The organism is Streptomyces sp. NPDC002817, assembly GCF_053592055.1.
In genome coordinates this window covers 85400-108751 of the sequence record NZ_JBSFUY010000033.1, presented here as the reverse complement: position 1 = coordinate 108751, position 23352 = coordinate 85400, and the positions used below count along the sequence as shown (strand labels likewise).

The window sequence follows — 23352 nt, the reverse complement described above, 5'->3', positions numbered from 1 at the left end:
TCTACCAGGAGCCCCGTTGCCATGACCTGGGCTTCCCCGAAAACCCTCGATCCCGTTGACAACCGGGGATCCGCTCTAACTCCGTGGTCTTGCAACAACCCCTACGCCCTGCCACCCGCACCTCTCCCCCACGAACCCGCAGCAGACGTCCAAGCAGCCCTCACCGCCCTCACCCGCCCCGAATCACGCACCCACGTCGACCCCCGCGAACCACTCGACCTCCACAACCTCCACCTCGCCGGGGCCAACCTCACCGGAGCTGACCTCACCAAAGCCGACCTGCGCGGGGCGACGCTTACGAGGGCCACCCTGAGCGGGGTGACGCTCACCAGGGCCGACCTGACCGCGGCGACGCTCACAGAGGCCAACCTGAACGGCGCAACCCTCAACCACGTCAGCCTGAGCGGCGCGACCCTCAAATACGTCTTCTTAGAAGGGGCGACCCTCAACCACGTCACCCTCCTCGCGGCGAAACTCACCCGCGTTTATCTGCTGAGTGCGACCCTCAACCACGTCACCCTCAGCGGGGCGAAACTCACCACCGTCTACCTGAACGATGCGACTCTCACACGCGTTGACCTGAGCTGGGCGACCCTCAACCACGTCGCCTTCTTCGGAACGACCCTCGCCGACATCAACTTGTCCTGTGCTGATCTATCGGGTGCACTTGGTTTGACCGTGGCGCAGGCTGTTTCCGCACGTACCGATGAGAAGACCAAGCTGCCCAGCCGGTTCTATCCACGGACCGAGATTGCTGAGGAGGCGTGAAGTGCGACGATCGCAGCGCGGCCAGTCAGAGGGTGAAGGCTGTCGCGCCTCGCTTGCCCGGCTGGCTCTGTTCCCGTCGAAAGCAGCGTTTCGACAGCAGCTTGGAAGGCAGCACCACTCGGCGGCAACTGACGAGACGCCGTCTGCCGCTCTTCGGGAATTCTATGCAAAAGCCGTGGCTACGGGCGGAGGCGACGACCGCAATCTCATCGTTGGCGACCGTGGCTGGATGCCTCCCGTTCTCATATGTCTCGCCACCTTGAACCGGGCTGAAAATCACCCGCTAACGACCTACGAAAACAGGCGCCTGACGACTCGTTGCCTGCTGCTGCGGGCTGGTCCGGGTCAGACCTCGATGTATGCGACGACGACCACCGTGCGCAGTGCGGTCACGAAGTACAGGATCCGGACGGCTTCGACGTCGTCGGTGTACTGGCGCAGGAGCGGTGCGCCGGCGGTCGCGGGGAGCGGGTCGCCGATCTCGGGGTCGACGCTGACGACGACCAGGGCGCGGTCCAGGGCGTGCAGCTCGCTCTCGGAGGTGATGGCCTCCAGCTGCTTCGCGGCCGCGTCCGAGAACACGATGCGGGCGCGGCGGCCGTGGTGGTGAGGGGGCATCAGGCGATGGCCGGCCTCTGCTTGGCGAGCCGGGCGAGGTGGGCTTCGCGGAGCTCCTCCCACGGCGTGCAGTGTTCGGGGTCGGGCAGGCCGTTGGTGGCGATGTCCTCGAGGACCGCGGCGAACTGGTCGGCGCGTGCACGGGTTTGCGCGGCGACAGCACGTACGGCATCGGCCGTCGCGGGCTCCAACGGCTGGCGGACGGCGGCGTCGGCGGGTGCCGGCTGGTCGCTCATCGGTGCCTCCAGCGGGGATGCGGCGGTACCACCACGGTAGCGCCGGGAGAGTGGGGCGGGGCCCTGTTCGGCAGCCCTCGGGTCCGCTGCTGCCTTGTGTCCGGTCTGCCGCGCCGGCTGTGTCCGGCGCGCAGCGCGGAGGCCCCGCCGACGCGCAACAAGCAGAGGACGGCGCCCCGATCCCCCGAGGCACACCCTCACCCGTCCCCGCCCTTCCCTTTCCCTTCCTTCTTGTCTCGTCGGGGGCGTGGGGGTGTGCAAAGGGGGATGTCGGGCTGCAGACCATGCCTGGTCAGGGGGGGGTGATCTGTGGAAACTCCGTCAGCCCCGGTAAGGGCGCGGACCGTTGTCGGCGGGGATATGAGCGGGGTGTCCGGCGGGAATGCGGGCGTGGTCGGGGGCGGGGTTATTGCCTCGTGAGCGTCGTGCTGAGCTGAGGACGCCGGCCAGTTGGGCCTTGCCCGGTCGGAGGCGGGCGTTGCTAGACGCCTAACGCTCAGGGCTGACGGGTTGTTCGTTCGCGTGGTCACAGGTGAGAGAAGTCGCCTGCGTGGTGGGATCGCGGTGGTGATGATCGGAAGATGGCAGGACTCGGGGGACGCCGCCGACGGCGTAGGTGGCAGTTGTTCGGGGCTCTGGGCGCCCTGGCGAGCGTGGCGAGCGCCGTGTACACGATTCGGCAGCTGATGCACGGTGGACTTGAGCCGTCCGACACCGCAGGGCTGCTGGGCCTTCCCCTGGGGGTGGCCGGGATCGTGATCGCGGGGGTGGCGCTGCGCAAGCCCATCGAGGGCAACGACGCTGAACTCGCCCGCGGGTGGGCCGCGACGCTGGCCAAGCAGGTCGAGAACGGGGAAAGCCCGGTGTGGCGGCAGCTGCTGGGCGACGACACCCGACGCATCAACCTCGCCTACAACCTCCACCCTGCTGCCGCCCGCCCTGCCATGGCGCCAGCCGCCGGACGCCTGACTGCCGATGGCTCAGGCCCGGTGACGCTGCCCGACATCGTCACCTTCTACCGCGCCACCCAGCCGCTACGCCTGGTCATCACCGGCGCCCCCGGGGCCGGCAAGACCGTCCTGGCCCTGGAACTGATGCTGGCCCTCCTCGACGGCCGAGCCGAGGACGACCCCGTTCCGGTCCGTATCCCGCTGTCCCGGTGGGACACCGAACGCCAGTCCCTGCCCGAACTGCTGTGCCAGCGGCTGGTCGAGGCCTACGACTGGCCCGCCGACCTGGCGGCCGGCCTGGTCCGGCACGGCATGGTGCTGCCGGTCCTGGACGGCCTGGACGAAATGGACCCGCCGGCCCTCGACGGCTCCCCCGACCCCGCCGCGCCCCGCGCCACCGCCGTCGTTGAAGCACTCAACACCTACCAGCAGGGCCGTGATGCCGGGCCCTTCATCCTGACCTGCCGCACCCACCACTACGACGCCCTGACCGCGCATACCGAAGTCCTGGACGCCGCCCGCATCGCCATCGCCCCCGTCGGCAGCGTCGATGCCCAGGCCTATTTCACCGACCGTGCTCTGGGCACGGTCCGGTGGCAGCCCCTGCTCGACCACCTTGCCGCCCATCCCGGCGGATTCCTGGCGACGGTGCTGTCCACCCCCTGGCGGCTCTGTCTGACCGCCACGGTCTACCACCGTGACGGTAACCCTGCCGAACTCCTCACCTTCCCCGATGCCGACGCCCTGGACCGCCACCTCCTGGCCCGGTACATCCCCGCCGCCACCCGCACCGCCCCCAACCCCCGCGGCTACACCCCTCAGGACGTCCACCGCTGGCTCCACCACCTCACCACCCACCTCGACCTCACCGGCGCCCTCCCCGTCACAGCCCCCACAGCTGCGGAGGCCACCGACCTTGTCCTGCACGAACTATGGCCGCTCGCCGGACGCACCCGCGTCCGCACCACCGACGCCATCCTCACCACCCTCACCGTCCTCCCCCTCGCCTGGACAGCCCCCCAACAACTGACAGGCCCTCTCACCGCCCTGCTTACTGGGCTTGCCGTCTTGTCCGGAGCGTTCGCCACCGCAACCGGCCACCCCACGAGTGCGGCGAACCCGCTCAGGACCCCTCAAGGACGCAGGGAGCTCGCGGTCGGGCTTGCGGTCGGGCTCGCGGTTGGGTTCGCGGGCGGGCTCATGATCGGGCTCACATTCGGGCTGGCGGCCGGGCTCACAGCCGGGCTCGCGGTCGGACTCGCGGTCGGACTGGCGCTCGGGCTCACGCGGGAGCCGGGCGCAAATCTCGGAGCCCGGGCCGTCATCAGAAGCGACGCCCTGTCCGGGCTCACCTTCGGGCTCGCGTTCGGGCTCATGGTCGGGCTCGCGGCGGGGCTCACAGTCAGGCTCTCATTCGGGCTCGCGGCGGGGCTCACAGTCGGGCTCTCATTCGGGCTCGTGGGCGGCGCGCAGGCTTCGCGGCGGTATGCGGTGTTCCTGCTCTGCTCACGCGGCCGTTTGCCGTTCCGGCTCGGCCTGTTCCTGGACTGGGCCGTCACCGCAGGACTCATGCGCTACAGCGGACCCGCCTACCAGTACCGCCACCGCGAACTCCAACACTGGCTACGCCAACACCCCCAACCCCCAGACCAGCCCTGAACCAGGCAGGGTCATTCGTCATGCACCGTGATACCAAATCTCAACGGGAAGACACTAGAAGAAGCTCGGACGGAAATTGAGCAGGCTGGGTTTGTCTTTCGCAGCGAAAGCCAGTCTGAGTATATCAGGTATCGCCACGAAGACGGGAGCGAGGTGTGGATCAGGCCGGATGGTGAAGTGATGAGACTTGCGCCGAAGGTGAGGCCAGCATCGGGCGAGGGTAAGTCCTTTCATCCGCGACTCGACCCTGAGGGAAACGTTACGCAGCAGCACGACCCGAAGACGGAGATGGTACTCAGATGAGTCGCCTGGAGCAGATCTGCCAAGCCATTGAGAGCTGCGAAGGATATATGATTGATGCTCTCTCGATGACGGTACTGAACGAAGAGGACGCACTGGAAATCTCACTCCGTTGGGGTCCCGAGAAGCGAGATGTGAGCATCTCCTTGAGAGGCGTTGTCTATTTCGAGATCGGAAGGGACGCGTATGTTTCAGCCGGCCCGCTCTGCGAGCTGCGAGCTTCTGTGATTGGCCCAGGTGGCGACTCGTGGCCGGAGGGTATTAGTTTCGACCGAGTTCGCCAATTGGATGCTCGACTGATTTGGATCCGCGCTAGTGGACCAGTGCAGCTCAACATCCTCGCGAACACGGCTGCCGTTCTACAAGAATTGGGCTAAGACGCCGAGAGAGTATGTACAGTAGAGGCCACTCCGGAAGCTGGAAGCCAGATACGGTGGTTGAGGGCCGGAAATCGAGGAAGCGAATGCGTCTGACGCCTGTCTGGTCGAGGGGCCATGGAAGCAGCGGGGGAGCTTGAGGCGAGGCCCGCCAATCGATGTGCTGTCTGTACGACCACGAGTACCTCTGGACCGTCTGCGGCACGTGGAAACACTGCCAACTAGTTCCATCGGGACGATCAACTGCTGTACGACCGGCTGCTGAACGAGTTCCCCACGTGGCTGACCGACGCCCGCGCTGCCGGAGTCATTCCTTGATGCTCCTCGGATGAAGGCCTCCAGACTCAGGCGGATCAGCCGTGTCGAGGGACCGGAGGGACTGGCATCTCGGATGGGTGTAGCCCCACGACCGTGCTGGAGGATGCGACGGAGTGGGCGCCGAGGATGAGGTCTGTCCAAGGTGCTCGCGGCCTGATCAACTCACCGCGGTGTGGCAGCCGCCAGCAGAACCGGGTGGTCGGGGGCACTGCGCTGGTGTGGGGGTCAGCTGGCAGTGGGTGACAGGTCGCCCGAGGTGGCGGACGTTTCTGAGGTCTGGCCGGCTGCGGTCGCTTCCGCTGTTTCGGCGGGGACGTCGCGTCGGTCGCCCCTCAGTTGCGGCGGCGGGCAGGGCAACCCTGTGGGTGGGTGGTGAGTCTTCTGAGCGGTCACGTTGTGACCGGAGCCACGAGGAGAGACATCATCAACGCCATACGCAAGACCCTGACCGCCACCGCCGTCGTCGGTGCCGTCCTCGCGGGTTCCGCCGCCTGTGGAACGGTGGAGCAGCTGTCTGCCGGCAGGAAGCTCGAGCAGGCCTTCGAGAAGCTCGGCAAGAAGAAGACGCTCTCCTTCGAGGTCGACCTGAACACCGACGCCGCGTCCTTGAAGGCGCTGGACGCCGCGTCCGACCCCGAACCCGGGGAGGAGATCCCGGACGAGGTTGCCGAGTTGCTCAGCGACGCGAAGATCACCGTGACCGTGCAGTCGAGGAAGGCGCTCGACAAGTCCGGCGAGAAGGACCTCGTCGGCACGGCCGTGAAGGTCGGCACCGCGGACGGTGACCTTGTCGAGTACCGGGTGATCGGCGACTACACCTACCTCCGTGCCGACACGGACGTCCTGGGCAAGACGATGGGCAGCCCCCTGCCGGACGCCGACGAACTGCCCCCGGAGGCCGGGGCGATGAAGGACGTCCTCGAGGGCAAGTGGGTCAAGTTCAGCACCGAGGAGATGGACAAGGCCGCTGGCGGGGGTCGGGAAGCCGGAGGCGATGCCCCGCCCTCGCTCGACGCCAAGACGCAGAAGAAGCTCGTCCAGGCCCTCCGTGAAGTCATCGCCCGTGAGGTGGAGTTCAAGACGACCGGTGGCGGGGGCGATACCGAGCACGTCACCGCCACGGCCCCCTTCCGCACGCTGGTCACCGAACTGTTCGGCGAGATCCGACCCCTGGTGAAGGACCTGCCGATGGGCATGGAGCTGCCGACGGACAAGGACCTGAAGGACGCTCCCAACGCCAAGGTGACAGCCGACTTCACACTCAAGAACGGCGAGCTGGCCCAGGTGGACCTCGACCTCGCCAAGCTGGCCGAGAACGCCAAGGTGAAGAAGCTCGGCCTGACAGTGCGGATGGGTGAGGGCACCAAGCCCACCGCTCCGGCCGGAGCCACGACGCTCGACCTCGCCGACCTCATGAACGGCTTCCTCGGCGGTCCGGCGATGACCGATGCCGAGCTCGGAACGAGCGATCTCGCCGACGAGGGCGCCCTGTAAAGCCGGGTTCCGATCACGCGTGAGACGCGGCGGGCCGTCCTTTCCGTCCCCCGTGACGGAATAGGACGGCCCCGGCCTCTTGCGCCGGACGCCCGGTCAGTACAGCTTGTTGACCGCCGTGGTCGTGGTCTTCTTGAAGGCGGTCACGGGAGCGCTCTTGAAGTCGCCCATCTGTCCCCACTGCAGGACAGTGACGGTCTTGCCGTCCCGCCCGACCGACAGCAGCGCGATGTCGCTGGCGCCCCCGGATGTCTCGGTGTGCAGGCCACGGACGTGGGCGCCCTCCTCGACCTTCAGCTTGCCGTAGTCCCGGCTCTCGGCCTCGATGTCGGGCGAGGCCTTCTCGATGCGGTCGGCGCAGGTACGGATCAGGTCGTCGTAGTGCTTCGCCAGGGCCTTGGCCTGGGCGGCGGTGCCCGTCACCACGGTCAACTGCACGGCGCCGGTGTCCAGATCGGTCCGGAACGTGCGGTGCCGGTAGTCGTAGTCGAGCACGCCCTCCGTGCTCACGCAGAAGCCGAGTTCCTCCGGGAACCCTTCGGTGACCGGCCCGGCGGTCCAGGACGACGTCGGGTGCGGCGGCAGCTGGGACGCCGACAGGAACTTCGGGACGGCGGCCTTCGGCGCGGCGCCGGCGGACGGTGCCGTGAGCACCGTGCCCGCCGCGACAGCGGCAACGGCGAGTGCGGTCAGAGCGCTCGTGCGGATACGCATGGACATGAGTGTTCCCCCGTGAATGAGTTACGTGGACGTGGATACCGCGGCAGGTCCGGTTGGTCGGCCCGGACCCGGTCGGCGCGACACCAAGAGCATCACCGGTCACAGCCACCGGCCGCAACAACCGACAGCCGATCGCACACCATGGAACCATCCCAGCCCCTCTGACCTGCACAGACATGCAGTACCTGGGACACTGTCCCTGGCCGGGCGAGGGTCGTATGAGGACGAGGGAAGCCTGCGCCGGCACACGCCGACAGCAACGTCACCGACGTAGTGGCACAGTTCATGGCGCTGCTACGGGCACTGAGAAACCCGCAGTCCGTGGCTACAGCTCGTCGGCCGTCGTCGGGACATGAACACCTCAGTGCTGCACAGCTACTGCTCGGGACGGCAGGGCAGCCGTTCTTCACGCTTCGAGGTGTCGAACAACGTCGCGTGAAGGAACGGCTGCTGGTGACACACCAAGATCAGCGGATTAGCTGGACGGCCGAGGTCGAACAGCCGGGCTAGTTGTAGTGCGGCCTCAGGTGCAGCGAGTTGATGGGACCCAGGTCGCGGTACTCGCCGTGACCTTCCGGGATCGACGACGTGCAGTCGTTCGCGTTGTAACTGAGGCACAGCTCCACGACCGCGCCGTCGTACTGGTTGTTCAGCACCCAGTGGTTGCCCACCTGGTTGCTGAGGTTGTGGGCGCCGTAGGTCCAGTAGATGTGGCTCGGAGACACGGCCGGGTTCTGGTTCTGCGGGTAGATGCAGACCGCGCCGTACGGGCAGCCCGCCCAGGTGTCGGCCGGCTTGGCCTGTGCGGTGGCCGTCGCGACGACGGTCGCGGTGACGGTGGCGAAGGCCAGCGCGGTGGCGCGCCTCAGCATGGTGCGCATGGAAGGTGATTCCTCTCCCGTGGACTTGGTGATCGCCGGAACTGTATGGAGTGGGTGGGCCGGCAGGTCCTGACAGATGTCAGGGCCCGGTGGGCAGCGCGAGTGCGTACGTTCGCGGGAGACCACCGAGACCAGGGGGAGTGCCGTGGGCAGAGTGCGAAGATCTTGGGGTGCGGGGAGAGCCGGGTGGGGCGAGCGGCCGTGGGGGCGCCGGGTGCGGCTGCTGCTGGCCGCGCTCGTGACGGTGGTGAGTCTCGGCCTGCCGGTCGCCTCTGCCGCGCCGGCGGCCGCTGCCACGGGGTGCGCACCGCTCCAGGCCGGTGCCAGCCAGGCGGCGCAGGCGGCCGTCCAGGTCGCGTGCCGTTACGTCGGGCGGCAGTACGCCTGGGGCGGCGGTCACGCGCAGGGGATGCCGGGTCCCAGCCAGGGCATCTACGACGAGTGGTACCCGGAAACCGCCGCGGACCCGACGTACTGGAGCTTCGACTGCATCGGCCTGGTGCGCTGGGCCTGGTACAAGGCGACCGGCCGGGACCTCATCACCGAGCGCACGACGCAGGCGACCTTCGCCGCGCCCGGGTACGCACACACGAAGCTCCTCAAGTCCCAGGGGTCCGCCGTCCTGCTTCCTGGGGACATCATGTACTTCGGCGCCGACGGCGCCGGGCCCACGCACGTCGCGCTCTACCTCGGCAACGGAATGATGGTCGAGGCACCCGAATCCGGCATGAAGATCCAGGTCAACACCATCAGTGCCCGCTGGGACCGCTACAAGGGCGCGTTCCGTCCGCACGCCGAGGCCGTGCCGGTGGTCTGGAACTGGGAGGGCCGCGGTTCGTTCCACAAGACGTGGGGCCAGCCCAATCTGCGGCAGGACTCGAACACCGGCAGCCCGATCAACTTCACCAACGGCAACGGCATCTCCGTGGAGGTACGGGTGCTGTGCCAGCGGGTGGGCGAGCGGGCCACGGTCGACGGCATGGTGAACAACGTCTGGTCGTATCTGCCGGACTACAACAGCTGGATCAGCAATCTCTTCGTCCAAGGGCCGGCGCTACTCAAGGACGTACCATCCTGCGGCGACTTCCCACCGATCGGCGGAACTCTGGCCGGCGCGGAGAACAACACGTCCTGCGGCGACGGTACACAGCCAGACTCCGCGGGTGCCTGGACGGCCAAGTCGACCACCGTCTTCGGCCGTACCGTGGAGCTCCGCTACAACGGCACCACGGAGTGCGCCTGGGGCCGCATCACCGGGGGCACGGTCGGCGACGAGATCTGGGTGGACCGCAGTGCCGACGGAGGAAACACCTGGCAGCCGATGCTGGGCTACACCACAGTCACCTCGGGCAACGACGCGTACACCACCCAGTGGAACGACTCCGGCCTCCTGATGCGCGCCTGCGGCACCAACGGCCGGGGCGGCAGCATCGAATGCACCGGCTGGTTCTGACCGACAGCACTTACCGTACGGCGGATGATCACGGCGTTGCCGCCCTGGTCATCCGCCGTACCGGCTCCTGTCACGTGGGATGTGCGCATCTCTGTTCCCGACCTGGGCGAGCACGGTGGCGATGACCCGTTCGCGGGCGGCGTTCATCTTCATCACAAAGTTGTCGCCCGCACCCGAGTCCCAGTCATCCAGCTCCACCTGGTGCCCGGCGTCCAGGAGCTGCCAGCCGACCCACTCCGCCCACGCACGATCCGCACCGGCATGACTGGTGAACCAGCGCCGGTCCGACGTACCGTCAGATGCCCTGCCGGACCCATCAATCGCGCTCATCGTGTCCCCCGAAACCACGCTCCCCGTGCTGCTGTCAGCGTATGGCCCGCGTGCCCGCCGAGACCCGGTCTTCACGGCGCTCCGTCCCCGGGGGCGGGCCTGCCCACAGCATCGGATCCGAGCCCAGCGTGGCTGGCAGTGGCGACGGATCCGGTGCCGCTGCGGGGAGGGCTGGCGGAGGGTGGCGGGCTGCCGCGCCCCTGGTCTTGTGGGTCAGCCGCGCTTGAGCTGGGTGATCTTCTGCTGGGCGGCCACCACGGTCCGGACCAGGTCGCTGCGGGCGCTCTCCTGCTTCATCGCCTTCACCAACTGCGTACGGTGATCGAGCAGGGAGACCTTCACCGCCGGGCCGGGGTCGGGCAGCGCGGTGGCGACGTACTCCTCGACGCGTTCGACGGTCTTGGCCAGCTCGGGTGCGATCGTGGGCGTCTGGTCGACGACGCCTCGGATCATGTTGCCGATCTGGGTGACGTCCTCGAAGTCCTCGCTGCGGCAGGGCTTGTGTGCGAGGCGGCACTGCGCCTTGTACAGGTCGGTCAGCCACTCGGAGGGCTTGTCGAGTTCGGTGTTCGCCTGGTCCGTGCTGCGGATGTTCTTCATCCAGGCCAGGACTTGCTTGTGGTGGAGCAGGGTGTAGGTGCCCAGGGCACCGGTGAAGAGGGCGGCGATGATGCTCACTGCGAGGGTGCCGGCACCGGTGCCGATCGCCAGCGTGCTGGTCGTCATCGTGTGTGGGTCCGTTCCAAGGGAAACGCCGGCCCCGCGCAGGGTGCGGGCATGCGGCGTAGAAAGGGGGGTGGTGGGTCCGGGGGCCGTCAGTGGGCGGGCCCGGGTGGTGGTGTGCGCGTGGTCGGGGGTGGTGTCAGGTCCCGACGAAGTGGCGCAGGCCGTCGACGTCGCGGACGACGAACTGGCGGTATCTGGCCTCGAGCACACCGTGGTGGCGCAGGGTGCGCAGCGCGTTCTCGGTGGTGGAGACCGCGAGTTGGAGGGCGGCGGCGATGTCTTTCTGGCCGGGCCCGTTGATGATGATGTGCTGCGCGGTGTTCGGGTCGGGCACGCCCGCGGTGTCGGCGAGGTGGGCCAGCAGGCGCGAGACGCGTTCCAGGGGCGGGCGGATCGCCATGGTGTAGACGGCTTCGTCGGTGCGGTTGCGGTCTTCCAGGCTGCACAGCAGGGCGTGGCGGGCCTCGGGCAGGCGGCGCTCGATGAGGAAGCTGAAGTGGCTGGCGCGGCACGGGATGGCGACGGTGCGTGACAGGCAGCGGGTGGCGACGGTGGAGCCGCGCATGATGAGGGCGGCCTCGCCGACGAGCTGGCCCGCGCCGCGGAAGCGGGTGATGGAGGGGATGCCGGGAGCGGCGCCGAGCGGGTGGCGGTCCTGGCGGACCACGCCCTCCCAGATGATGTAGACCATGCCGTCCTGGGGGCCCATCGGCAGGAGCTCGTCGCGGGCGAAGGTGCGGCTGCGCAGGCCAGCCTTGAGGAGGCGGTGCCAGGTGTCGGGTGAGATCAGCTGCAGGAAGCTTCCCGCAGGCATGTCCTCACGGCCCTGCAGCAGGTCGGTGGGACGGGCGGTCTCAAGGGCAGGAGGCACGTTCACTCCCCCGCTCGTACGGCGGCCGGGGCAGTGAAGGGGGTGGCGGGGGCGTGTGTGCGGGCGTGCACGCCCTGGACAGCGTGGTGGTGACGGCAGGTCAGGGCCCGCGGTGCGGCGGGTCCGTGGTGGGGCGGTGGGGCGGCGCCGGCAGCGTTGGCGGTGCGCATGAGGGGTCCTTATGTGGCTGATCGAGTCTGGGACCCCGCTGGTCAGCGGGGTCCCAGATGGTGGGTCCTTCGCCCTCTCCGGGAGGTGGGGCATGCCCGGCTGGTGGGGCCGGACGGGTGGAGAAGACCTCAGGCGGGATAAAGCTACCTCTCGCCGCAACCCGAGAGCCAGTCGCGCTTTCGACGGCGGGGCGAAGACCATTCGATCACGACGGAAACCCCCCACGGGTAGGGGTTTGTTACGCATCCTGTCGCTACCGCACGCTGGGAAACATGCCGATCTTTTCCGGGAAATCGCCCGCATTCTTTATTCGAATGCTTATGCACGAGGGGCGGAAGATTCTCTCCCCGCCGGGCGCGGGTGGCCCGCATGGAAACGGGAGGTAAAAACGGGAGGCCCTGGGGCACCACCCCCAGAACCTCCCGGAAAGGGTCCGGACCCACCAGGATCAGACCGGTGTCCAGTAAACACCACGACCGGTGTTAAGGTCACTCCCGATCCGCCGCCAGAGGGTCTCTACCACCCGGTGCGCCACCGAAACTCGCACAGATCCCTCGGCTCCGGGGGTTTGTTACACCCTCCGCGCCACCGAGGGGCATGACGGAACGGCACACAAACCCGCGCACGCTTTGCCCCAAATGCGCCCCCTGCCGCACAACGCCCCCACCCTCGGCAGGCCTGAGAGCGCGATCAAATGATTAATCTCGTTCAAGAGTCAACAGTGACGGTCGGCGCAGACCTTCCCCAGCAGCACACCCCCTCGGCCAGCCGTGCGATCGCCGCTACCGGAGGAACGCTTCCTCGGCTGCACCGGAATTCTTTTCCCCTCGCCCTCCCGGTCTCGTGCGGAGCATTATGCAAGCGCGATAGATATTTCGCCGACTTCAGATGATCGACGAAATATCGAACATAAATCGGCGGGTCACCCGGCGCCACTCCTGCTTTGTCGACCAGTCCACAATCCGGCGCCAACCCCGCTCAACACACCCAACCGGCACCACAGTTGGCATATGCGCCGCCCTTCACGGAACTGGCGGCCTGTCAGTTCCGTTACCCACACGGCACGTTGACGGACACAGCCGGGCACGACCCGCCCGAACCGCACACAGAATGATCACCCGGGCGCGGAGAGTAACGTACGTCACATCGCGCGCCGCCCCCCACCACCAGGCGCACGCCCCGCACCGCCCAAAGCGCCCCGCGCCTCACCTGACATCGGCCTGGCTTTGTGCCGCGGCCGTGCTCGGGTGGACTCCGGCGTAGTGCGGGGGCGGCACCGGGACGGCCGTGAGGCGGTACCGCCAAGGGTCCTCAGGACGTCATCCTGCCGGCCCACCGAAGAAGCCGCCCCCGCCGTCGCTGCCGCTGACGTCTTCCAGGACGAAGCTGGTCCGGGCCTTCTTGCCCAGGATGGTTGTCTCCACGAGGTACGAGCCGGCTGCAGCAAAGGTGTTCTGCTGGCAGCCGGCGTCGTTGGGGATGCGGTCCCACTCGAAGTCAACGGCAGCCGGTTTGCTCCGGGTGACCTGGAGCCAGCGGTGCCCTTCGTAGCCGCCGGCGCATTCCGAGCTGTCCCACACAGGCTCGCCGCTGTCGGCTGTCGAGATGGCGATCGCCACACGGCTGCGGGCGGCATCCACCCGGCACGGCACCCGCCCTGCCTCGGCCGCCTTGATCTCCAGCCCGATATCGATCAGCAGGCCGCTGAAGCTGTTCTCTGCAGGGCTGACCGTGGCGGTGATGTCGCCTTTCACGCACGGCCCCAGCTTCATCACCGCCGCGGTGTTGACCTCCTGATCGCCGTTGTCCGCCACCGGATCCTGCGTCGGCTCGCTCGGCAGGGCAGACTCAGAGACGTCCGCCGAGCTGGACACAGTTGCCGATCCGGACGCGCTCACCGATCCGGACTTGGAATTGTTCCTGGGCTCGTCCCCGTTGCCCCCTGACCGGTTCATCGCCCAACCGATGCCGAGACCCAACGCCGCCACGAGGATCAGGCCGACGGCCGCGATCCCAACCTTCTTGCGAAGCGATGTCCTGCCGGCCGCCGTTGTCTCTCTCGTCGGCACTGTCCTTTGGCCCGCGGTGCCGGTGCCCGGATGCGGAGGACGAGGCGGGCCACCGGCGGTGACGTCCGTCTCCGCTCTCTCGTCCGGAGGCCCGCCCTCCGGCTCTGAGGCGCCTCGCTCCTGTGCCGGTGGGCTGTCCGGACCGGCCAGGCCAGACACTGCGGCCACGCCAACTGAGCTGGGAGGACTACTTGTCTCCCCAGCGGGGACATCCTCCGCCGGCGGCAGCGCGGCGGGCGCCGGGTCCAGACTCTGCAGAGCCAGGCTGAGGACGGAGTCGGCCTCGGCCAGCACGTGGCCGGCGCGCAGCGAGGCGATCTCTTCGGCGTGCTCCTGCACGAGCCGGGCCAGGTCTCCGTCCCGGCGGATGAGTTCCGCCCGGGCTTGGGCCAGATCATGGAAGACGGTGCGCAACTGCTCGTCCAGGTGTTCCACCACCTGCAGGGCCGCCGCATGCTGTCGCTCGCGGTCTGGAACACTGCGCGGGCCCGGCCGGGTCAGCTGGTTCTGCTGATCGAGGGCCTGGCCGCCCAACGCGTGGTACTCGTCTGCCCGCTGCTGAGCGTCGTACAGAGCGCGGGTGATGGTGCGGAGCATCTGAGCGAGTTCCTCGTTCTCCTCCCACACCGATGCCAAGGTGCTCTGCAACTCGGTGATCCGGCCAGAGCGGACACCGCTGAGCTGTTCCCGCTCGCGCAGCACGGCGATCTCCTGCTCCACCGACTCCTGGTCCCGTCGGCACTGCTCCAGCTGCTCCTCCACGTCACGCACCCGGACTGACAGTTCGACGGCCTCTGTCTGCGCACGGCGGGCTCCCTCGTACTGGATGACCGCGGCCTGCTGGGCGTGCTCCAGCTCAGCGGCCGCGTGCGCGAGCAGGGCCGTGGCGCGTTGTTCCTGCCTGCGGGACAACGCCAGGTCGCTGGTGAGCCGGTCCTTCTCGCGCTGCAGGCCTTCGGCCCGGTTGCGGGCCGCATCCCGCTGATCAAGCGAGTCGTACAGCTCGGCCAGCAGCGGGAACGTGGTGTGCAGCGCCGCCCGATGAGCCCTCCACAGCTCAGTGACCTGCTCGCGTGCGGGCGACGGATCAAGGCTTTCGGCGGCGATGTCGAGCAGATGCTGCACCACATCCCGCGCCGGGACCCGCTCCCCGGCGAAGAACCGCTGCAAGGTCGGCTTCGCCGTCCCCGACACATCCCCCCGCGCCCCGCCCCCAGGCCGCTCCCCGCCCGCGCGCCGGGACAGCTCCGCCGACATCCGCTCCAGCGTCCACGGCGGATCCGCAGCCCGCAGCGGCTCCAGCACCACCGCCCGCCACAACCTCAGCCACGCAACCACCGTGACCGGCAGACCCTCATCGATCGGCTTCATCGGCCGGCCCGCTCGCCGGCCCTCCTCCCCCTGCGCCATACCGCGCCCTTGCCCCCGAGTTGGTTCCCCCACAGAACCATCGGCACGCGCCGCGGCCCCGCTGCCGAGTCAATCAAGGGGCCCGCAAGGTGATGGACACCCACCGGCCGCAACCGACATCCGGCAGGAGTCCACCATGCGCGATCCGCAGCCCACACCGCAGAGCAACCCGCAAAATCACCCCCAACCCGCCCCGTCGGCGCCCGGACGGCCCTCCCGCGTCCCCGCACTCGCCGGCGCCGGACTCGGCAGCGTCAGCACTCTCACCCTGATGACGACCGGCGCCCCCTGGCCCGCCGTCCTCACCCTCGCCCTCGCCGGACTCACCGTCGTCCTCGCCCAGTCCGCCCTCCAAGCCCTCGCCCCCCAGAACTCCCACGACCGCCTCACCTGGTGGACCACACGCTGGGACCACCACACCCGACGCCGCACACCACCCACCCCACCACCCGACACCCCACCGCCCGCTGGCCAGTAGCCGACGGCACGGACGAGGCGGGCGTGTGGCACGCGGCAGTGAACTCCATCCCCCGATGGGGCGAGCCTCCGCCTTTCGCCAGCCTGGTGTCCTGCGTCGGCGCTTACGATCCGCCCCACGTCACGTCCTGGGGGAAACGTTGAACAACACGCCGCCGACGCCCGCAGCCCCGCCACCGGGTCCACTGGCAAAACCCAAGAAGAGCCGCACCAACCGGGTCATCATCGGGGCGGCCGCAGCGGTCATCGCCGCGATCGTCGTCACCGGAATCATCGTGGTGCAGACCCGCAACGACGGCGGGAGCCCAAACAGCGCAGCGCCGCGTTCCACGCCATCGGACGACACCGCCATCACCGAGGAAGAACACGAGCCGACGCCCGAGAACACCGAGCCGGACGTCAGAGGACTGCAGGACACAGTGGTGTACGCAAACGGCGTGGAGGTGACGCTGTCCGACTACAAACGCGGCACATCATCGGCAATCGCCGCGCCCGCGAACACACCGTACGTGTCCTTCACCGTAAAGATCGAGAACAAGTCCAAGTCCGCCCTGGACGCCGCAACCGGCTACCTCATGTGCTACCACGGCGACGAAAGCCAGGAATCCCGGCAGATCTTCGATGAAGAACTGCACGGACTGCCCTCGATGCAACTGCGGCCGGGAAGGACAGCGAAGGCGACAGTGGCGTGCGAGCTGCCGAAGGAAGGGAAATATCTGCAGGTGGAGGTGACGCCATCAACGGGGTTGCCGAAGACGATCTTTGCAGGCGACGTGAAATAGGGCGCATTGTCCGCAAAACCCGCACGGAGAGGCTGAACCCTCGCCAAGTGACGGACAGTCGCGGGAACAGAGATCAGGATTTCGGGAATCCTGAAGCGTCCCGAGAAGCCTCAACCCGACCGAGCACCCCCTCACTCCAGGGTGTGGATCGCGGAGCAGGTGGCCGGGTGGGACCGGCTCGCGCCCGTCCACCAGTACCTGCTGGAGACGATCGGTGTCGATCCCGAGGGCGGTGGCGGTGTCCTCGACCGCCGGCGCTGGAACGCCCTCGAGGAGCTGCGGATCGCGATCGCGACCTGGATCGAAAGGACCTACCACCGACGCCGCCGACAGGCCTCGCTCGGCCGGCTGACCCCCATCGAATACGAAACCGTCATGACCACACCGACCCTCCAGGCCGCGTGACCGAACCTGTCACCCAAACCTGAGATGTCAGGGGCCCGGACGATGATCGGAGCCCTCAGGCCACGTCCTGGGAGGAACAGGGTGGGCGTACCGTCCCGGTTGAGCGGATGACGGCCCCCGGGGCGAGTTCCGATCGGCTGTGCGGATCACGAGTGCCTCCACTCCTCCTCAAGCAGTCGAGCGGTCGAAACGGGCGGGGCCGGCCCGGGACTCGCATGGGACGGCACACCCTCATCCAACCGTCTTGAGCAGGCATTTCAACACCCAACCGGTACCCGTAGACAATCAATGGACAAAACCAAGAGGGGCAGAGCCTGTTGAGCGTGCTGCTTCCTTTGCGCCTAGTGCGCCATCCGTCATTCGCCCGCTCCATTGACCACGGCCGAGCAATGATGCGTGCGTTCGAGCCGCGCCGACAAAGGACGAGGCCACTTTGACGGGGAGCCGCTCTGGCAGGGGGCGCGAACGGACCCGCGGCTTGATGACAAGTACGGGGTGAGACCGTCGTCCGGCGGTCGGAGACGGAGATTCCGTGAAACCGGATACCCGGCAACACGAGGAGCGCCGCGACGGCGCCCCCGACCGTGACGGTGACAGCGACGCCCTGCTGACACGGTCGGCGGCGGGGGACGCGGCGGCGTTCACCCCGCTGGTGGAGACGTACTCGCCCGCCCTGCACGGCTACTTCGCCCGGCGTATGCCCGGCGCGGCGGACGATCTGCTGGCCGAGGCGTGGTTGCAGGCGTTCGCCGCGCGGCGCACGTTCGACCCCTCGCGCGGCTCGGCGCGGGGCTGGCTGTTCGGGGTGGCCCGCAACGTACTGGCCCAGCACCTGCGGCGGGCGGGGCGCCAGGAGGCCGTACCGGGAGTGGAGATCACCGACCCCTGGCAGGCGGTGGACCAGCGGCTCGATGCGGCCGCGCTGGCCCCCGCGCTGCGCCGGGCGCTGGGCGAACTGCCCGTCGAGGAGCGGGAAGTGCTGCTGCTCGTCAGCTGGGAGCAGCTCACCCCGGCCGAGGCGGCCGCCGCCGTGGGCATCCCGGCGGGCACCGCCCGCTCGCGGCTGCACCGGGCACGGGGGCGGCTGCGCGACCGGCTCGCACCGACACGACCGGCCGGGCGGCACCTGAGCGTGACGGGAGACATGGCATGAGTACGTACGACGACGTGGAGCGGACCGGCATGAGTACGCAGGACGTGAAGGAGACCGGCATGACCGAGCGGGCGGTGTTGCTGGACTTCCCCGGCGCCGATGAACTGGTGGCCGCCGGGCGCATCGAGCCGCCGTCGGCACAGGCGCTGGCCAGGGCGCTGGCAGGGATCGAGGCTGCGGTGGCCGCACAGGAGGCCGGGCACGCCTCCGGGCCCGAGAAGGGCGCCGTGGTGAGCGCACCGCTGCGGGGGATGTCCGGGCGCCGCCGGGTCCTCGTCGGCCTGTTCACCGCAGCCGCGGTCGCGGCCGGCGTGGTGACGTACGCGAACACCGGTGAGACACCTACGGGCACGCGGAGCGAGGCGCGCGCGGACGCCTCGTCCGTCTTCCTCGACGACATCTCCACGGTGGCCGCCGCCCAGTCGGTCTCCTCGGGGAAGTACTGGAAGACGCATCTGACGGTCGGCGACTCGTACCTCTCGCAGTCCATGGACTTCTACGTCGTCAACGACGGCAAGGCCTACAAGAAGGGGCGCCAACCCGACTGGCAGTTCGGGCCGAAGGACCTCGACTGGAAGGCCCTGGACCAGCTGACCACGGACCCGGCGAAGCTGCTCCAGCTGCTCCAGACTCCGCCGAGGCCCAAGAGCATCTCCGCCTTCGACCAGGCGGTCACCCTGCTCGGCGGGTCCCCGGCAAGCCCGAAACTGCGGGCAGGGCTGTTCAAAGCGATGGCCGGACTGAAGGGCGTCAAGCTCGTCGGGACCGTCAAGGACAGCACCGGGCGCGGCGGGACGGCCCTGGAGTTCGCGGAGGCCAAGAGCGTCGGCCGGGTGATCGTCGACCCGAAGACGAGCTCCATTCTGGAGTACACCTTCACGTGGACGGCGGGAGCCAGCAAGGGCAAGGTCACCCATCGGACGTACCTGTCGGTGGGCTTCACGGACAAGATCGGCTGACACCGGACCGGCGGGGAGGTCCTCGAACGACCAAAGGCGCCCGGGGCGTACAGCGCCCCGGGCGCCCTCCACTTCCTCGCTTCCGGCAGCTGCTCCCCCGCCCTGGTGGTGTTCCAGACGGACGGCGGACCCACGAGTCGCACCGCTGCCGAGCGTTATCCGTGCAAGGCCGTCCGGCTTCCGCTGTTCTGGCAGTTCGTCGGTTCGGCGATCAAGCCGTTGACGATCAACTGCTGTACGACCGGCTGCTGAACGAGTTCCCCACGTGGCTGACCGCTGCCCGTGCTGTCGGAGTCATTCCCCTTGGCGCGGCAGTGTGGCACGGGTCACTGCGAGGGCTGTCACGGATGGGTGGGCTTGTTTGTCCCATGGGCGTTCCCGTAGGCGTGACGAGCACCCGGAGTGGTCTGTATGAGCAGCGAGCATCGCATTGTCGTTCTCGGCGCCGGTTACACCGGCATGTTGGCCGCGGTCCGGCTGGCGCGTCGTACGCGGCGGGTGGGGGGCCGGGTCGTGCTGGTGAATCCTTCGGGGCGGTTCACCGAGCGGCTTCGGATGCATCAGGTCGCGGCCGGGCAGGAGTTGGCCGACCATCGGATTCGCGAACTGCTGGCCGGTAGTGGTGTCGAGTTCGTGCAGGGGTGGGCCACCGGGATCGATCCGGAGGTGCGGACGATCACTGTCGATGGTGGTCGGGTGCTGGCGTACGACACTCTCGTGTACGCCCTCGGCAGCAGTACCGACACGAGTGTCGTGCCTGGCGTCGACGAGTACGCGGTCACCCTCAACGACCCGCGTGCCGCCCATGAGTTCGGCGCCCGGCTGGCCGTCCTGGCCGGTGCCGGTGGTGCCGTGACGGTGTGTGGTGGTGGGCTGACCGGTGTCGAGGCCGCGGCTGAGATCGCCGAGGCTCATCCCGGTCTCAATGTGACCCTCGTGTGCCGGGAGGTGCCGGGCGCCATGATGGGTGAGGCGGCGCGCGCGTATCTGCACCGTGCTCTGGACCGGCTCGGTGTGACCGTCCGTGCGGGTGTGACTGTCACCAAGGTGCTGACCGACACGGTCGAGTTGGCGGGTGGTGAGCTGCTGCCGTCCGGGCTGACGCTGTGGACTGCCGGCGTGCGGGTGCCGCGGCTGGCCGTCGAGTCCGGGATCGCGACGGATGCGCGAGGGCTGGTGGTCGTGGACGCCGGGCTGCGGTCGGTGTCGCATCCCGAGATCTACGCGATCGGTGATGCTGCCGCCGTCCGCCAGGCGTGGGGGCCTGTCCATGGGACCTGTCAGAGCGGGATGCCCACTGCCCAGTACGTCGCCGACGCCGTCGCGCTGCGGCTGCGCGGGAAGCCGGTGAAGCCGTTCCGGTTCGGGTACTTCCATCAGCCGGTCAGTATCGGGCGGCGGGATGCGGTCATCCAGTTCACGCACGCCGACGACAGTCCGCGTCGTTGGTATCTCAAGGGTGTGTGGGCGGTCCGGTACAAGGAGGCCGTCAGTGGCTCTCCGGTGAAGCTGTACCGGCTGAGCAAGCGCGTGAACGTCAGTGCCACCCTTTCCCGGGGCGGGCGCGCTACCCGGCGGCCGGCGGCGCCGACGCATTGACATGTCGACGGGTTGACGTGTGGGCGCTTTGAGGGTGGCATCGTCCAGTGGATTCCTGGCCGACGATGGGAGCATGCACCGGTGGTCGAGTCGGAGCGCGAAGTGGCCCTGGACCAGGATCCGTTCGCTGTGCACCGGCGGCTGCTGTTCGGTACCGCGTACCGGTTGCTGGGCAGCGTCGCCGACACCGAGGACGTGCTCCAGGACGCCTGGCTGGCCTGGCAGAAAGAGGATCGTTCCGGGGTCCGCAATCCCCGCGCGTACCTGGTGCGTACGGTCACCAACCTCGCCCTGAACCGGCTCACCTCGGCCCGTGCCACCCGCGAGAGCTATATCGGACCCTGGCTGCCCGAGCCGCTGCTGACCTCGCCGGACGTCGCCGAGGACGCCGAGCTCGCCGACACCGTCTCGACCGCACTGCTGGTGGTGCTGGAAACACTGGCGCCGGTGGAGCGGGCGGTGTTCGTGCTGCGCGAGGCGTTCGCCTTCTCCCACACGGAGATCGCGGAGGTCCTGGGGCGGCCCGAGCCGACCGTACGGCAGATCGCCCACCGGGCCCGTAAGCACGTGGACGAACGGCGACCCCGCTACGACGCCGACAGCGTGCGGCACCACGAGGTCACCGCGCGGTTCCGGGCGGCCTGCGCCGGCGGTGACCTGAACGTCGTGATGGAGCTGCTCGCCCCGGACGTCGTCGCCTGGTCCGACGGCGGCGGCAAGATCACGGCAGCCCGTCGGCCGCTGTACGGCACCGATCACGTCGCACGCTGGCTGCTCGGTGTGCTGGCCAAGCCCGAGTCGGCCGGTGCGGCCCTGGAGCCGGCCACGATCAACGCCGAGCCGGGACTGCTCATCACCCTGGGCGGCCAGACCATCGGCACCATGTCGCTCGGGGTGTCGGACGGTCTGGTGCGCCATGTACGGCTCCAGCTCAACCCGGACAAGCTGCGCGGTGTGACCCTGCCCTGAGAAGATGTGACGCCGGTGATGGCTGTGTCTCGGGAAACGCAGAAAGGCTCCCGCTTCGCCGGGAGATCCGGCGGAACGGGAGCCTTGGACGCAGGTGGGTTCAGGCGGCCTGCACGCCTTCGAAGATCAGGATCCTGCCCTTGGTGTTGCGTACGCGCAGGGGAACGATCTCCTGGTAGGCGGGAGAGTCGTACCAGCGCTGGGCCGCTTCGGCGTTCGGGAACTCTATGACGCCGGTGAAGGCCTTGCTCTCGCCCTCCAGGACCTGCCAGGGGGCGCCGCGTACGAGGTAGCGGCCGCCGTGGGGTTCGATGGTGGAGACCAGCTTGGCGCTGTAGGTGGCCACCATCTGTGGGTCGCCGTCGCCGTTGAGTTCGGCTTCGGCTATGACGTAGGCAGTCATGTCGCGTCCTCATTCGTCTTTCGTCGGTGTGGTGGTCACGCGAACGCGCCCGGCCCACCAGCTGCTGCTGGTGGGCCGGGCGCGTTCTGCTGTCTGAGCGGAGGAGAGGGGGCTAGGAGCGCGTGGAGAGCGGGGCCGGGGCGGGTGCGGCGGAGGCCGTGCCGGTGACCCGGTGAGTTATCGCGGAGAAGGCCAACAGCCCGAAGGCCACCAGCGAGGCGACCGTGCGTACCACGTGGGACGTCTGCCACTTGTCCCTCACGTCGGCCCAGTCGGACGGCGGGGACGTGACCGTCCAGTCCTTCTGGTCCGCGTTGATCGGGAGGTTCACCACGATCGTCAGGATCAGGATCAGGAGGAGGAGGGCCAGGGCTGCCAGGGGGACGTAGAGGTCGTTGCCCTTCGCCTTCCAGGCGCCTACCACCAGGATCACCGTGGCGATGATCGTGGGGATCAAGGTGGCGGAGGCCAGGGTGTCCAGGGAGTCGAGTTCTACCTGGCGGACCTGGGCGTAGACCTTGGCGTCGTAGTCGCGCAGGGAGGTCTCCAGGACCAGGACGCAGACCAGGAATCCCGTGAAGACTCCGCCGAAGATCAGGCCTGTCCAGCGGGCGATCGAGAACAGCGGACCTTGCTTCATTCACAACTCCAGGGCGGCTGCGGGGTGGTGTGGCGCTCAGTCACTCAGTCGCTCACTCCGCCAGCCTTCCACAGGTGTGGTCGAGTCCTGGTCGAGTAATTCAGGCGGCTTCCGTCTTGGCTCGCGGGGCCTCGCCCGCCTGCCAGACGAGGTCGAAGGTGAAGCGGTGGATGCGCCAGCCGTGAGGGGTACGGCGGGCTTCGGCCTCGTAGTGGCCGCCGATGGTGAAGTCCGCCGCCGGTTCGTCGGCCTGGCGGACGTGCACCGCCATCAGATGGGCGGCCACCCGGGCCTCGTCGCCGTCCAGATCCACGGTGTGGTTGGCGCTGATGTGGTGGGTACGGGCGAAGGTCGTACGGGCCATCTGCTGGAAGTCCGCCAGGCCTTCCAGGCCCTTGAACTCCCCGAAGGGGAACATGAGGTGGACGTCCTCGGTGAAGATCTTGTCCAGCCAGGCGTCGCTGCCGCGGTCCTTGTCGAGGTGGTGGACGTAGCGGTCGCAGAGCTGGGTGAGCTCCAGGCGGTCGTTGAGGAGCCGCAGTTGGCGGTTGAGGGTTTCCAAGCCGGCCTCGTCCTGGGATATACGCATCTTCGAGTCCTTCTCTAGTGAGACG

Annotated in this window: 22 protein-coding genes and 2 pseudogenes; 12 read left to right on the top strand and 12 right to left on the bottom strand. The window is 68.4% G+C overall.

Translation table 11 applies throughout. The features are described 5' to 3' along the window. On the top strand, nt 1-768 hold a 768-nt coding region (locus ACWD3I_RS40000), incomplete at its 5' end, for a pentapeptide repeat-containing protein (RefSeq protein WP_451084315.1). Nucleotides 769-1113: 345 nt separating this feature from the next. On the opposite strand, the gene ACWD3I_RS39995 is transcribed toward ACWD3I_RS40000, so the two are convergent. Both ACWD3I_RS39995 and ACWD3I_RS39990 read right to left on the bottom strand, forming a co-directional pair. Further along, the gene (locus tag ACWD3I_RS39995; protein ID WP_365413387.1) at nt 1114-1386 is read right to left on the bottom strand and encodes a hypothetical protein; all 273 of its coding nucleotides are present in this window, start codon (nt 1384-1386) and stop codon (nt 1114-1116) included. After that, entirely contained in the window at nt 1386-1622 is a 237-nt protein-coding gene (locus ACWD3I_RS39990) for a hypothetical protein (protein WP_365413385.1), read from the bottom strand. Before ACWD3I_RS39990 ends, ACWD3I_RS39995 begins: the two co-directional genes overlap by 1 nt. A gap of 686 nt (nt 1623-2308) precedes the next feature. Between ACWD3I_RS39990 and ACWD3I_RS39985 the strand changes: the two genes are divergently transcribed. Together ACWD3I_RS39985 and ACWD3I_RS39980 are read left to right on the top strand one after the other, a co-directional pair. After that, entirely contained in the window at nt 2309-4231 is a 1923-nt protein-coding gene (locus tag ACWD3I_RS39985; RefSeq protein ID WP_451084314.1) for an NACHT domain-containing protein, read from the top strand. A 1496-nt stretch (nt 4232-5727) separates the two neighbouring features. Beyond that, the gene (locus tag ACWD3I_RS39980; RefSeq protein ID WP_365395443.1) at nt 5728-6720 is read left to right on the top strand and encodes a hypothetical protein; all 993 of its coding nucleotides are present in this window, start codon (nt 5728-5730) and stop codon (nt 6718-6720) included. Between the two features lie 96 nt (nt 6721-6816). Here ACWD3I_RS39980 and ACWD3I_RS39975 read toward each other — a convergent pair whose 3' ends face one another. Together ACWD3I_RS39975 and ACWD3I_RS39970 are read right to left on the bottom strand one after the other, a co-directional pair. Further along, the gene (locus tag ACWD3I_RS39975; protein ID WP_365395193.1) at nt 6817-7440 is read right to left on the bottom strand and encodes a hypothetical protein; all 624 of its coding nucleotides are present in this window, start codon (nt 7438-7440) and stop codon (nt 6817-6819) included. Nucleotides 7441-7946: 506 nt separating this feature from the next. After that, on the bottom strand, nt 7947-8321 hold the full coding sequence (locus ACWD3I_RS39970) for a hypothetical protein (protein ID WP_362409070.1): 375 nt from the start codon (nt 8319-8321) through the stop codon (nt 7947-7949). Nucleotides 8322-8475: 154 nt separating this feature from the next. Between ACWD3I_RS39970 and ACWD3I_RS39965 the strand changes: the two genes are divergently transcribed. Then, nucleotides 8476-9774, top strand: a complete 1299-nt coding sequence (locus tag ACWD3I_RS39965) for an NlpC/P60 family protein (RefSeq protein WP_365395196.1) — start codon at nt 8476-8478, stop codon at nt 9772-9774. Between the two features lie 48 nt (nt 9775-9822). On the opposite strand, the gene ACWD3I_RS39960 is transcribed toward ACWD3I_RS39965, so the two are convergent. The 5 genes from ACWD3I_RS39960 to ACWD3I_RS39940 form a co-directional block, all read right to left on the bottom strand. Continuing rightward, on the bottom strand, nt 9823-10104 hold the full coding sequence (locus ACWD3I_RS39960; protein ID WP_365395199.1) for a toll/interleukin-1 receptor domain-containing protein: 282 nt from the start codon (nt 10102-10104) through the stop codon (nt 9823-9825). A 213-nt stretch (nt 10105-10317) separates the two neighbouring features. Further along, nucleotides 10318-10830, bottom strand: a complete 513-nt coding sequence (locus tag ACWD3I_RS39955; protein WP_365395202.1) for a hypothetical protein — start codon at nt 10828-10830, stop codon at nt 10318-10320. Nucleotides 10831-10966: 136 nt separating this feature from the next. After that, nucleotides 10967-11701, bottom strand: coding sequence for a Crp/Fnr family transcriptional regulator (locus ACWD3I_RS39950; RefSeq protein WP_365395205.1), 735 nt, complete (start codon nt 11699-11701; stop codon nt 10967-10969). Nucleotides 11702-11703: 2 nt separating this feature from the next. Beyond that, a complete protein-coding gene (locus ACWD3I_RS39945) occupies nt 11704-11871 on the bottom strand; it encodes a hypothetical protein (RefSeq protein WP_365395208.1) in 168 nt (55 codons plus the stop codon). A 1320-nt stretch (nt 11872-13191) separates the two neighbouring features. Further along, nucleotides 13192-15351 (bottom strand): coiled-coil domain-containing protein, encoded by a 2160-nt coding sequence (locus ACWD3I_RS39940; protein WP_365395211.1) that lies wholly within the window; start codon nt 15349-15351, stop codon nt 13192-13194. Nucleotides 15352-15487: 136 nt separating this feature from the next. Between ACWD3I_RS39940 and ACWD3I_RS39935 the strand changes: the two genes are divergently transcribed. The 8 genes and pseudogenes from ACWD3I_RS39935 to ACWD3I_RS39900 all read left to right on the top strand — a co-directional run bounded on the left by ACWD3I_RS39935 (nt 15488) and on the right by ACWD3I_RS39900 (nt 21695). After that, nucleotides 15488-15829 (top strand): hypothetical protein, encoded by a 342-nt coding sequence (locus tag ACWD3I_RS39935; protein ID WP_365395214.1) that lies wholly within the window; start codon nt 15488-15490, stop codon nt 15827-15829. A gap of 139 nt (nt 15830-15968) precedes the next feature. Next, nucleotides 15969-16610 carry a hypothetical protein gene (locus ACWD3I_RS39930; protein WP_365395217.1) on the top strand — a complete coding sequence of 214 codons (642 nt, stop codon included), beginning with the start codon at nt 15969-15971 and terminating at the stop codon, nt 16608-16610. Nucleotides 16611-16850: 240 nt separating this feature from the next. Next, nucleotides 16851-17015 (top strand): annotated as a pseudogene (locus tag ACWD3I_RS39925) (IS3 family transposase); the annotation flags it as partial. A 532-nt stretch (nt 17016-17547) separates the two neighbouring features. Beyond that, nucleotides 17548-18168, top strand: a complete 621-nt coding sequence (locus tag ACWD3I_RS39920) for an RNA polymerase sigma factor (RefSeq protein ID WP_365395220.1) — start codon at nt 17548-17550, stop codon at nt 18166-18168. Further along, nucleotides 18165-19127: a hypothetical protein gene (locus ACWD3I_RS39915; protein ID WP_365395223.1), complete on the top strand. Its 963-nt coding sequence runs from the start codon at nt 18165-18167 to the stop codon at nt 19125-19127. The genes ACWD3I_RS39920 and ACWD3I_RS39915 overlap by 4 nt, the downstream gene beginning before the upstream one ends. A 69-nt stretch (nt 19128-19196) precedes the next feature. After that, a pseudogene (locus tag ACWD3I_RS39910) lies at nt 19197-19426 on the top strand (VWA domain-containing protein); the annotation flags it as partial. Between the two features lie 112 nt (nt 19427-19538). Continuing rightward, complete coding sequence (locus ACWD3I_RS39905; RefSeq protein ID WP_365395226.1) at nt 19539-20726, top strand: NAD(P)/FAD-dependent oxidoreductase; 1188 nt, start codon at nt 19539-19541, stop codon at nt 20724-20726. Nucleotides 20727-20807: 81 nt separating this feature from the next. Next, nucleotides 20808-21695 carry an RNA polymerase sigma-70 factor gene (locus tag ACWD3I_RS39900; RefSeq protein WP_365395228.1) on the top strand — a complete coding sequence of 296 codons (888 nt, stop codon included), beginning with the start codon at nt 20808-20810 and terminating at the stop codon, nt 21693-21695. 100 nt (nt 21696-21795) lie between these two features. Here the strand turns inward: ACWD3I_RS39900 and ACWD3I_RS39895 are convergent, their stop codons facing one another. From ACWD3I_RS39895 to ACWD3I_RS39885, 3 genes are all read right to left on the bottom strand, one after another. Then, nucleotides 21796-22098 (bottom strand): DUF1330 domain-containing protein, encoded by a 303-nt coding sequence (locus tag ACWD3I_RS39895; RefSeq protein ID WP_365395231.1) that lies wholly within the window; start codon nt 22096-22098, stop codon nt 21796-21798. 112 nt (nt 22099-22210) lie between these two features. Beyond that, nucleotides 22211-22738, bottom strand: coding sequence for a DUF1772 domain-containing protein (locus ACWD3I_RS39890; RefSeq protein ID WP_365395234.1), 528 nt, complete (start codon nt 22736-22738; stop codon nt 22211-22213). A gap of 100 nt (nt 22739-22838) precedes the next feature. After that, nucleotides 22839-23327 carry a nuclear transport factor 2 family protein gene (locus tag ACWD3I_RS39885; protein WP_365395237.1) on the bottom strand — a complete coding sequence of 163 codons (489 nt, stop codon included), beginning with the start codon at nt 23325-23327 and terminating at the stop codon, nt 22839-22841. Nucleotides 23328-23352: the final 25 nt, after the last annotated feature.